This window comes from Microcystis aeruginosa LEGE 91341 (assembly GCF_015206885.1).
Classification (GTDB): domain Bacteria; phylum Cyanobacteriota; class Cyanobacteriia; order Cyanobacteriales; family Microcystaceae; genus Microcystis; species Microcystis aeruginosa_H.
On the sequence record NZ_JADEXY010000051.1, the window covers coordinates 17,001 to 29,421 of the forward strand.

The window sequence follows — 12,421 nt, forward strand, 5'->3', positions numbered from 1 at the left end:
TATGACGAAAACGATTGTTGAATTTGTCTGCTATCTACGGGATTTAGGCATTACTTTAGAAGCCGATGAAAATCGCCTACGCTGTCAGGCTCCCGAAGGAATTTTGACTCCTACCCTCCGTCAAGAAATTAGCGATCGCAAACCCGAACTACTACAGTTTTTACAACGGGCTAAACAGTCTAAAAGTACCGATTATTTGCCCATTCAACCTGTCGCTAGGGATGGTCATTTACCTCTCTCTTTTGCTCAACAACGTTTATGGTTTTTACATTATCTTTCTCCTGATAGTCGTTCCTACAATACCCTGGAAATATTGCAAATTGAGGGAAATCTTAATCTGACTGTGCTAGAGCAAAGTTTGGGAGAATTAATTAACCGCCATGAAATTTTTAGGACAACATTCCCCACTGTTTCAGGGGAACCTATTCAGAAGATTCTACCTCCTGGTTCTTTTTGCTTAAATGTCGATAATTATCAAGATTTATCCCCCAAGGAACAATCAGCTAAAATTCGACAAATAGCAGAATTAGAAGCAGGAAAAGCTTTTGATTTAACGGTGGGGCCACTGATTCAGTTTAAGTTATTGCTATTAAGTCCCCAGAAGTCGGTGCTACTGTTGAAAATGCACCATATTATCTATGATGGCTGGTCTTTTGGCATTTTGATTCGGGAATTATCGGCTTTATACGAAGCCTTTCTCAACAACTTAAGCAATCCTCTACCTGCGCTGTCTATTCAGTATGCAGATTTTGCGGTTTGGCAACGTCAATATCTCTCAGGTGAGGTCTTAGATAAACAACTCAAATATTGGCAAGAACAGTTAGCAACAGTCCCTCCTGTTCTTACTTTGCCAACGGATAGACCTCGCCCAGCGATACAAACTTTTCAGGGAGGAGTTGAGCGTTTTCAACTGGATAAAAATGTCACTCAATCTCTCAAAAAATTAGGTCAAGATCAGGTTGCAACCCTCTTTATGACGTTGTTGGCAGGTTTCGGCGTTTTGCTATCTCGTTATAGTGGTCAATCCGATCTGCTAGTAGGTTCTCCGATCGCTAACCGTAATCAAGCAGCGATCGAACCTTTAATTGGCTTTTTTGCTAACACTTTGGCATTAAGAATCAACTTATCAGAAAATCCCAGTTTTTTAGAATTATTAGAACAAGTCAAACAGACAACTTTAGAGGGTTATGCTCACCAAGACCTTCCCTTCGAGATGTTAGTAGAAAAGCTACAACTTGACCGTGATTTGAGCAGAAATCCTTTAGTACAGGTAATGTTTGCCCTACAAAATACCTCTCAAGATGCTTGGAATCTTTCGGGTTTAAGTATTGAAAATTTATCCTTGTCAGTGGAAGAAACTGTCAGATTTGATCTAGAAGTCCACTATTGGGAAAACCCAGAAGGTTTAGAGGGGATTTGGCTCTATAGTAGCAACTTATTTGATGCGACTACTATTCAGAGAATGGGGCAAAATTTTCACAATTTAATCAAGGAAATTATTGCCAATCCTCAAACCAAGGTTAAACAATTACCATTGTTAACAATGGCGGAAACTCATTTATTATCATCTTGGAATGCCACTCATGCTGACTATTTAGCAGAATATTTAATTTCAAATAAACCCCCATTATCTATCTATCAGTTAGTTGAAGAACAAGTATCATTAACCCCTGATTCTGTAGCAGTAATCTTTGCAGATCAACAATTAACCTATACAGAACTGAATGAGCAAGCTAATCAGTTGGCTCATTATTTGCGTTCTTTAGGAGTAAAAGCTGATTGTCTAGTTGGTTTATGCGTCGAGCGTTCCTTAGAAATGGTAATAGGAATTTTAGGCATTCTGAAAGCGGGAGCAGCCTATTTACCGCTTGACCCCGAATATCCGATGGAACGTTTAAGTTTTATGGTAAAAGATGCTCAAATTTCTGTGCTATTAAGTCAAGAGAAACTTGTAGAAAAACTGCCTGAATATCAAACAAAACGAGTTTATTTAGACAGGGACTGGCCCACTATCGCTGAGTTCAGTAGGGAGAATTTGAATCTTGAGGTACAGCCCCATAATCTGGGTTATGTTATCTATACTTCCGGTTCGACAGGACAGCCTAAAGGGGTGATGATGGGTCAACTAGCCTTGTGCAATTTGATTCTTTGGCAATTGCAAAATACGACCCTGACTAATCAGGCTAAAACGCTACAATTTGCACCAATTAGTTTTGATGTTTCCTTTCAAGAAATTTTCGCCACTTTGTCTGCTGGAGGAAGATTAGTTTTAATAACAGAAGAACTAAGACGAGATACTTCCGCCTTATTAGATTTTCTGGAAAAGCAAGCAATTGAAAGGCTATTTTTACCCTTCGTTGCTCTACAGCAATTAGCAGAAGTTAGCGTCAGTCGTAAATTTTGGGTAAGCAGTTTAAGGGAAGTAATTACAGCAGGAGAACAATTACAAATTACACCAGCGATCGCCGCTTGGTTTAGAGGCTTAGAAAATTGTACTTTACACAATCATTATGGGCCGTCAGAAAGTCATGTTGTTACCAGTTTTACCCTGACAAATCCAGTAGAAAATTGGCCGCTTCTTCCTCCCATTGGTCGGGCGATCTCTAATGTCCAAATTTATATTTTGGATGCCTTTTTACAACCAGTACCTGTAGGAGTGTCAGGAGAGTTATACATTGGTGGAGTTGGGGTGGCAAGGGGCTATTTAAATCGTCCTGAATTAACGGCGGAAAGGTTTATTCCTAATCCTTTTGATCCCCCCCGAACCTCCCTTGATAAGGGGGTAGAGCAACCATCAAAATTGTATAAAACGGGAGATTTAGCCCGTTATTTACCCGATGGCAATATTGAATATTTAGGACGCATTGACAATCAGGTAAAACTTCGAGGTTTTCGCATTGAGTTAGGAGAAATTGAAGCCGTTCTAAGTCAATGTCCCGATGTTCAAAATACGGCGGTGATTGTCCGCGAAGATACTCCAGGCGATAAACGCTTAGTTGCCTATGTGGTTCTTACTTCCGACTCCCAGATGACGAATGGTGAATTGCGTCAATTTTTAGCTAATCAATTACCCGCCTATCTTGTTCCCAATACCTTTGTTATTTTAGATGATTTGCCCCTAACTCCCAGTGGCAAATGCGATCGCCGTTCCTTACCTATTCCTGAAACTCAAGGGTTATCGGAATACTATATTGCTCCTCAATCTCCCACTGAAGAAATTCTTGCTCAAATATGGGAACAAATTCTTAGGGTAGAACGAGTCGGTAGAGAGGATAATTTCTTTGAGTTGGGAGGTCATTCCCTTTTGGCTACCCAGGTATTCTCTCGCCTTCGTGAAACTTTTCACGTCGAATTACCTTTGCGTAGTCTCTTTACTGACCCGACTATTGCTGAATTGTCCCTAAAAATTGAGCAATCTCAGCAAGCTATTCCAGTTCCCCCTATTCTAACTAGAAACGACAATGCTAACCTCCCGTTATCTTTTGCTCAACAACGTTTATGGTTTCTGGATCAATTAGAACCTAACAGCGCCTTTTATCATATGGGAGGAGCCTTAAGACTAGAAGGAAAATTAAATATTACTGCCTTAGAGAAAAGCTTAAAAGAAATTATTAACCGTCACGAAGCTTTACGCACAAATTTTATAACGGTTAATGGTCAAGCCACTCAAGTTATTCACCCTGCTATTAATTGGCGATTGTCTGTTGTTGATTGTCAAAATTTGACCGACACTCAATCTTTAGAAATTGCGGAAGCTGAAAAGCCCTTTAATCTTGCTCAAGATTGCTTATTTCGTGCTACTTTATTCGTGCGATCGCCACTAGAATACCATCTACTCGTGACCATGCACCATATTGTTAGTGATGGCTGGTCAATTGGAGTATTTTTTCAAGAATTAACCCATCTTTACGCTGCCTATAATCAGGGTTTACCCTCATCTTTAACGCCTATTAAAATACAATATGCTGATTTTGCGGTCTGGCAACGGAATTGGTTACAAGGCGAAATCTTAAGTAATCAATTGAATTATTGGCGCAAACAATTAGCCAATGCTGCTGCTTTTTTACCTTTACCGACCGATAGACCTAGACCCGCAATCCAAAGTTTTATGGGTTCTCATCATGAATTCAGGCTTTCTCAGTCATTAAGTCAAAGATTAAATCAACTGAGTCAGAAGCATGGAGTAACTTTATTTATGACTCTCCTGGCTGCTTTTGCTACCTTACTTTACCGTTATACAGGACAAACAGATATTTTAGTTGGTTCTCCTATTGCTAACCGTAATCGTAAGGAAATTGAGGGATTAATCGGCTTTTTTGTTAATACCTTAGTTCTGAGATTAAATTTAGATAATGATTTAAGTTTTCAAAATTTGCTAACCCATGTTAGAGAGATTTCTTTAGCGGCCTACGCCCATCAAGATTTACCTTTTGAAATGTTAGTAGAAGCACTACAACCTCAACGAGATATTAGTCATACTCCTTTATTTCAGGTCATGTTTGTTTTGCAGAATACACCAGTGGCTGATCTAGAACTTACAAATGTCAAGGTTTGTTCTCTACCGATGGAAAATAAGACTGCTAAATTTGATTTAGCCTTATCAATGGAGAATCTAGAGGAAGGATTGATTGGGGTTTGGGAATATAATACTGATCTATTTAACTGCTCAACTATTGAGCGAATGAATGGACATTTTGTCACCTTGTTAGAAGATATTGTTGCTAATCCTACAGAATCAGTTTTACGATTGTCTTTACTAACAGAAGAGGAAAAACTGCAATTATTGATTAAAAATCAGGGTGTTCAATTTGATTATCCTCAAGAGCAGTGCATTCATCAATTATTTGAAGCACAAGTTAAACGGACTCCCGATGCGATTGCGGTGGTATTTGAGGAACAATCATTAACCTACAGTGAATTAAATTGTCGAGCGAATCAGTTAGCTCATTATTTACAAACTTTAGGAGTCGGGCCAGAGGTCTTAGTCGGCATTTCCCTAGAACGCTCTTTGGAAATGATTATCGGCTTATTAGCCATTCTCAAGGCCGGTGGCGCTTATCTCCCGCTTGCTCCCGACTATCCTACTGAACGTCTTCAGTTCATGTTAGAAGACAGTCAAATTCCTTTGTTGATTACCCACAGTTCTTTATTAGAAAAATTGCCTCCTTTTCAAGCAACTTTGATTTGTTTAGATCGCATCCAAGAGCAGATTTCTCAATATCCTCAAGATAATCTCCAAAATAAATTAATTACTTCTAATTTAGCGAATGTGATTTACACCTCTGGCTCTACGGGTAAGCCTAAAGGGGTAATGGTTGAACATAAAGGTTTAGTTAATTTAGCTCTTGCTCAAATTCAATCTTTTGCAGTCAACCATAACAGCCGTGTTCTGCAATTTGCTTCTTTTAGTTTTGATGCTTGTATTTCAGAAATTTTGATGACTTTTGGTTCTGGAGCGACTCTTTATCTTGCTAAAAAAGATGCTTTGTTGCCAGGGCAGCCTTTAATTAATAACTTACGAAAAAATGGGATTACTCATGTAACTTTGCCACCTTCCGCTTTAGCGGTTTTACCCAAGGAATCGTTACCAAACTTACAAACTTTAATTGTGGCGGGTGAAGCTTGTCCTCTCGATTTAGTGAAACAATGGTCAGTGGGAAGAAACTTTTTTAATGCCTATGGTCCAACGGAAGCAAGTGTTTGTGCCACGATTGGACAATGTAGCCCAGATGATTTAAAGGTGACGATTGGTAAGGCGATTGCCAATGTCCAAATTTATATTTTAGATGCCTTTTTACAGCCAGTGCCAGTGGGCGTGTCAGGAGAGTTATACATTGGTGGAGTTGGGGTAGCAAGGGGCTATTTAAATCGTCCTGAATTAACGGCAGAAAGGTTTATTCCTAATCCTTTTGATCCCCCCCTAACCCCCCTTGATAAGGGGGGAGATGAGAGCTACAAAACTTTTAAAAAGGGGGGAAATAAGAGCTACGAAACTTTTAAAAAGGGGGTAGAGCAACCATCCAAATTGTATAAAACGGGAGATTTAGCTCGTTATTTACCTGATGGCAATATTGAGTATCTGGGGCGTATAGATAATCAGGTAAAAATTCGCGGTTTTCGCATTGAGTTAGGAGAAATTGAAGCGGTTCTGAGTCAATGTCCCGATGTTCAAAATACGGCGGTGATTGTCCGCGAAGATACTCCTGGTGATAAACGTTTAGTTGCCTATGTGGTTCTTACTTCCGACTCCCAGATAACTACTAGCGAATTGCGTCAATTCTTAGCTAATCAATTACCCGCCTATCTTGTTCCCAATACCTTTGTTATTTTAGATGATTTACCCCTAACCTCCAGTGGCAAATGCGATCGCCGTTCCTTACCTATTCCTGATGATCAAACCAGAAAAAATATCCCTAAAATTGGCCCGCGTAATTTAGTGGAATTACAATTAGCTCAAATCTGGTCAGAAATTTTAGGCATTAATGATATTGGTATTCAGGAAAACTTCTTTGAATTAGGCGGTCATTCTTTGTTAGCAGTCAGTCTGATCAATCGTATTGAACAAAGGTTAAGCAAAAGCTTACCATTAACCAGTCTTTTTCAAAATGGAACCATAGCAGGTCTAGCTCAATTACTAGCGCAAGAAACAACTCAGCTAGTCTCTTCACCGTTGATTGCTATCCAGTCTCAAGGTGATAAAACTCCCTTTTTTGCTGTTCATCCTATTGGTGGTAATGTGCTGTGTTATGCCAATTTAGCTCATAATTTAGGAACGAAACAGCCGTTTTATGGATTACAATCATTAGGGCTAAATCAAGTAGAAAAAACTGTAGCCTCTATTGAAGAAATGGCAATGATTTATGTTGAAGCAATACAAACGGTTCAAGCCTCTGGTCCCTACTATTTAGGAGGTTGGTCAATGGGAGGAGTAATTGCCTTTGAAATCGCCCAACAATTATTGGCAAAAGGTCAAAACGTTGCTTTACTGGCTTTAATAGATAGTTATTCCCCCAGTTTACTTAATTCAGTTAATAGGGAGAAAAATTCTGCTAATTCCCTGCCAGAAGAATTTAATGAAGATCTCAATATTGCCTATTCCTTCATCAGCGATTTAGCAAGTATATTTAATCAAGAAATCTCTTTCTCTGGGAGTGAACTTGCCCATTTTACATCAGACGAATTACTAGACAAGTTTATTACTTGGAGTCAAGAGACGAATCTTTTGCCGTCAGATTTTGGGAAGCAGCAGATTAAAAACTGGTTTAAAGTTTTCCAGATTAATCACCAAGCTTTGAGCGGCTATTCTCCCAAGACGTATCTGGGTAGAAGTGTTTTCTTGGGAGCGGAAGACAGTTCTATTAAAAATCCTGGTTGGCATCAAGTAATCAATGACTTGCAATCTCAATGGATTAGCGGCGATCACTATAGTTTAATTAAAAATCCAATCCTCGCTGAAAAACTCAATAGCTACCTAGCCTAAAACTTTCAAAAAGCCTGATTATTGTTTAAAATGAATGATCGTTCACCTGTCAGAGGACAAGTATGACAACCCAAACAGCTTCTAATCCCAATGCCCTTGCTTCCTTTAACCAATTTTTAAGGGATGTAAAGGCGATCGCCCAACCCTATTGGTATCCCACTGTATCAAATAAAAGAAGCTTTTCTGAGGTTATTCGTTCCTGGGGAATGCTATCACTGCTGATCTTTTTGATTGTGGGATTAGTCGCCGTCACGGCTTTTAACAGTTTTGTTAATCGTCGTTTAATTGATGTCATTATTCAAGAAAAAGATGCGTCTCAATTTGCCAGTACATTAACTGTCTATGCGATCGGATTAATCTGTGTAACGCTGCTGGCAGGGTTCACTAAAGATATTCGCAAAAAAATTGCCCTAGATTGGTATCAATGGTTAAACACCCAGATTTTAGAGAAATATTTTAGTAATCGTGCCTATTATAAAATTAACTTTCAATCTGACATTGATAACCCCGATCAACGTCTAGCCCAGGAAATTGAACCGATCGCCACAAATGCTATTAGTTTTTCGGCCACTTTTTTAGAAAAAAGTCTGGAAATGCTAACTTTTTTAGTGGTAGTTTGGTCAATTTCTCGACAGATTGCTATTCCGCTACTGTTTTACACGATTATCGGTAATTTTATTGCCGCCTATCTCAATCAAGAATTAAGCAAGATCAATCAGGCACAACTACAATCAAAAGCAGATTATAACTATGCCTTAACCCATGTTCGGACTCATGCGGAATCCATTGCTTTTTTTCGGGGAGAAAAAGAGGAACAAAATATTATTAAGCGGCGTTTTCAGGAAGTTATCAATGATACGAAAAATAAAATTAACTGGGAAAAAGGGAATGAAATTTTTAGTAGGGGTTATCGTTCCGTCATTCAGTTTTTTCCTTTTTTAGTCCTTGGCCCTTTGTATATTAAAGGAGAAATTGATTATGGGCAAGTTGAGCAAGCTTCATTAGCTAGTTATATGTTTGCATCGGCCCTGGGAGAATTAATTACAGAATTTGGCACATCAGGACGTTTTTCGAGTTATGTAGAACGTTTAAATGAATTTTCTAATGCCTTAGAAACTGTGACTAAACAAGCCGAGAATGTCAGCACAATTACAACCATAGAAGAAAATCATTTTGCCTTTGAACACGTCACCCTAGAAACCCCTGACTATGAAAAAGTGATTGTTGAGGATTTATCTCTTACTGTTCAAAAAGGTGAAGGATTATTGATTGTCGGGCCCAGTGGTCGAGGTAAAAGTTCTTTATTAAGGGCGATCGCTGGTTTATGGAATGCTGGCACTGGGCGTTTAGTGCGTCCTCCCCTAGAAGAAATTCTCTTTTTGCCCCAACGTCCCTACATTATTTTGGGAACCTTACGGGAACAATTGCTGTATCCTCTAACCAATCGTGAGATGAGCAACACCGAACTTCAAGCAGTATTACAACAAGTCAATTTGCAAAATGTGCTAAATCGGGTGGATGACTTTGACTCCGAAAAACCCTGGGAAAACATTCTCTCCCTCGGTGAACAACAACGCCTAGCCTTTGCTCGATTGTTAGTGAATTCTCCCAGTTTTACCATTTTAGATGAGGCGACCAGTGCCTTAGATTTAACAAATGAGGGCATTTTATACGAGCAATTACAAACTCGCAAGACAACTTTTATTAGTGTGGGTCATCGAGAAAGTCTGTTTAATTACCATCAATGGGTTTTAGAACTTTCTGCTGACTCTAGTTGGGAACTCTTAAGTGTTCAAGATTATCGCCTTAAAAAAGCGCGAGCAATGTTTACGGATGCCCCTAATAACAATTCAACACCCGATATTACCATCAATAATGGATCAGAACCAGAAATAGTCTATTCTCTTGAAGGATTTTCCCATCAGGAAATGAAACTATTAACAGACCTATCAATCTCTAGCATTCGGAGTAAAGCCAGTCGAGGGAAGGTGATTACAGCCAAAGATGGTTTTACCTACCTTTATGACAAAAATCCTCAGATATTAAAGTGGCTCAGAACTTAGGGACTTGCGCTTTGATAATGTACCTTTTGGACGGACGCAGTTCGCCCCTACATTGTGGACAAAATCCGTTACTGTAGGGGTGCAAGGAACTTGCGCCCTCCGATCGATCAGGTTTGCTGATCACTATTTATTGTCCGAGTAGGTTTCTTCGTCTCAAAAATGACCCCCACTGGACTTTTAACATCCTGGTTATTATGAATCACCAGATCGATGCGCTCTTTTGTATTGATAAAATAGCGATCAGTATAATAGGTATTTTTCAAAAAATCTATCAGCAAATTTTTATTAAACTCTTCAGACTTTTTGCTGTCACATTGCTCCAACAAGCGCGTCAAATTAGCTTGAAAAACCTGAATTGTTTCAGTATCAGGCTTGATTTTCAAGTACACCCGATTTAAGGTTTGCTTGAGTTCTCGCTTATTGACGATCATAAAAGTTTACCTCTAGGGAAACTACCGATTAATACCATTTTTCAAAAGTAATGACAGAGATGGTTATGCCTAGTGATCTCAATTTTGTCTAAATATCTAGATATTTCGGGCGCACGCAGTGCGCCCCTACCATTGGCACCATCATATTATTGTAGGGGCGAATTGCATTCGCCCTCTTTGAACAACTTCTGCTGCTCACCAATAGGTGAGAGAAAATCACCAATAGAAGATGCACCCAGTTATGCCTGCTACAAATAAAGAAAAATGGTATAATTTTATTATAGCATTGCCAAATGATCGGTTAAAATAGAAGAACGAAAGTTGCAATCGAGGTCAATCTGTGGAAGCCAAGAATTTCTAACAGCAATGGGGAAATAATCCCCCCTCACAGCCTAGCTTGACGGGGGGATTATGTCACTGTTGCAATGCTTTTAAGAAGCGTCCCATAGTGGCAAATAAACCCGACTTTTTGGCTTTGTTAGCAGGATTAGAATCATCATTAGGATTATTACTAGAAGCTTTCAGAATCAGATTTTCTAACGCTTCGCCCATGGGTTTAGTGGATTGTTCAGAAATTAACTCGTAACCGTCTTCTTTTTCGAGCCAAACTTGCCACAAAGAAGGATAGGAACGATAAACGATCGCTGATTCCAAGGGACGAAAATAATAACAACTTTCTAGGATACTTAAAAATCTTTCTCGCAATTGTCGGGCTGCGTAACCGATACCCACTACCGATACATCTTCCAATTGAGGAATTAGAAGAACTACGGGGCGATCTTCGGCCAGGTTACAGAGTTTTTCTACGGAATTAATCTCAACTGAGGAGGGACAAACAACTAAAAAAGCTTCATCTTCGGGCTTAATTTTGTTTTCGACGGGAATGAAACGACTACCTAAATCTCCCAATTGAAAAACTGTTTCTCCCCAATCCCGTCGAGCTAACATGGCGGCCCCAGTATCGGGAAAAATTACCCTTAAACCAGAACCATAACTGTCAAAAATAGAGGTAAAATCAAGGGCTAAAGCTTGCGCTTGCAGAGCAATTTCTGGGATAACTAATTCCACTTGTATGCGTCTAGCTCCCGATTCTAGAGCCAGTTGGGTGGCGGCTTTCGCTTGCAGGATTGTTTCTTCTAGGGAATTGGGTAGGGTCATTTCAGTTATCAGTTATCAGTTATCAGTTATCAGTGAGCAGTTATCAGTTATCAGTGAGCAGTTATCAGTGAGCAGTTATCGGTTATCAGTTATCAGTGATTACCTCTTGTCGTCGGTGGCTTAAAATCAGAAAGATTTTAATTTTTATAAAAGGTAGGGTTGATTTATAGTAGGGTTGATTCATGAATCAACCCTACCCTTAATAGATGAAGTGTGACAGGATTTGGCATCATCTCCAGCATTAAGATAAATCCTATATAGCGGTGTGCAGTCGTATGAGGTACAGTGTCACGAGCTATAAACCATGCTAGGCAAAGCTTGGTTTGTATCTCACTCAAGCGCTTACCGCTATAAAATACTTTTAGTTTTTAAGAAGAAAGTCGGTAATCGGGGAAAAGGTGAGGAGAGAAAGCTTAGGAAAGCTGATAGGAGCCGTGACGTTGGGCATAATAATCGAGAATTGTCGTGACCAGAGCGCGATCGCTTTCCTGAAAAGTCTCGGTATAGTTAATTTCTAGACTGCCGATCTGACTTTGGTGATAATCGAATTGTTGGAACTGCTGGGGAGTGAGATGGGTTTCCACACCCTGAACCTGTTGTAAATGGCTGGCTAATTCTCGATAGATAGCCAAGGACATTTGGGGATAAATAATGGTTTGTTTTTGTTGAATAGCAATCGATCGCACGGGTTTTATTCTCCTGATTCGGGAATATTATAACTGATCGAGGCCTGCGGTGCGGCGGCGGGTTCGGGGACACCATCCCCTAAACGACGGGTAATAGTTCGACCGTATTGTTCTAGGACAATAGAGGGGTTATCGGGATTAGTATCGATCGCTTTAACTAAAATTAAACCATTAGAGAGGGTAGAACCGGGGATAACTCGACGTTCTGTGGCTTCTCCGGGGGCTTTCACGATCGCCATAGGAGTGGTAGGTAACTGGACGATGCCCGATACTTGCACTTCTTCCGCTTCCGTTGGTTGCGGTGGTGGCGGCGGCGTTTTCACTATCGGTCGTCCGGAGGTGGGAGGATTGCCCATTGCTGCGGGTCCGGCTGTGGTAGCCGATGAAGTCCCAGCTGGGGGTTCTTCTGCCACTGTGATTGTAATATTTGGTTGTAGGGGAAAGGGGGCAAAGGGATCCCTGCGACCGCGATTAATTTCTGCCCGTTTTTGGTCGGGATCGGTGGCGGGAATCAATCCAGGTACCCTTGGGGTGGCTGGTTGGGTAGCCGGTTGCACAGCACCGCTAAAGGCGGGTGGTTGGGCAGCCGGGGGACTAGGAGAG

5 protein-coding genes and 1 pseudogene are annotated in these 12,421 nt (G+C 40.3%); 2 read left to right on the forward strand and 4 right to left on the reverse strand.

The window, feature by feature from the left end; translation table 11 throughout:
• The first annotated feature begins 1 nt into the window (after nucleotide 1).
• Both IQ234_RS09890 and IQ234_RS09895 read left to right on the forward strand, forming a co-directional pair.
• Entirely contained in the window at nucleotides 2-7,480 is a 7,479-nt protein-coding gene (locus tag IQ234_RS09890) for a non-ribosomal peptide synthetase (protein WP_193956967.1), read from the forward strand.
• Between the two features lie 62 nt (nucleotides 7,481-7,542).
• Nucleotides 7,543-9,543 (forward strand): ABC transporter ATP-binding protein/permease, encoded by a 2,001-nt coding sequence (locus IQ234_RS09895; protein WP_193956968.1) that lies wholly within the window; start codon nucleotides 7,543-7,545, stop codon nucleotides 9,541-9,543.
• Between the two features lie 119 nt (nucleotides 9,544-9,662).
• Here the strand turns inward: IQ234_RS09895 and IQ234_RS09900 are convergent.
• From IQ234_RS09900 to IQ234_RS09915, 4 genes and pseudogenes are all read right to left on the reverse strand, one after another.
• A pseudogene (locus IQ234_RS09900) lies at nucleotides 9,663-9,974 on the reverse strand (hypothetical protein); the annotation flags it as partial.
• A gap of 414 nt (nucleotides 9,975-10,388) precedes the next feature.
• Complete coding sequence (locus IQ234_RS09905) at nucleotides 10,389-11,132, reverse strand: DUF1995 family protein (protein WP_193956969.1); 744 nt, start codon at nucleotides 11,130-11,132, stop codon at nucleotides 10,389-10,391.
• Nucleotides 11,133-11,545: 413 nt separating this feature from the next.
• Entirely contained in the window at nucleotides 11,546-11,818 is a 273-nt protein-coding gene (locus tag IQ234_RS09910) for a hypothetical protein (RefSeq protein WP_193956970.1), read from the reverse strand.
• A 5-nt stretch (nucleotides 11,819-11,823) separates the two neighbouring features.
• Nucleotides 11,824-12,421, reverse strand: a 598-nt coding sequence (locus IQ234_RS09915) for a hypothetical protein (protein ID WP_193956971.1), incomplete at its 5' end; no start/stop codon positions are given.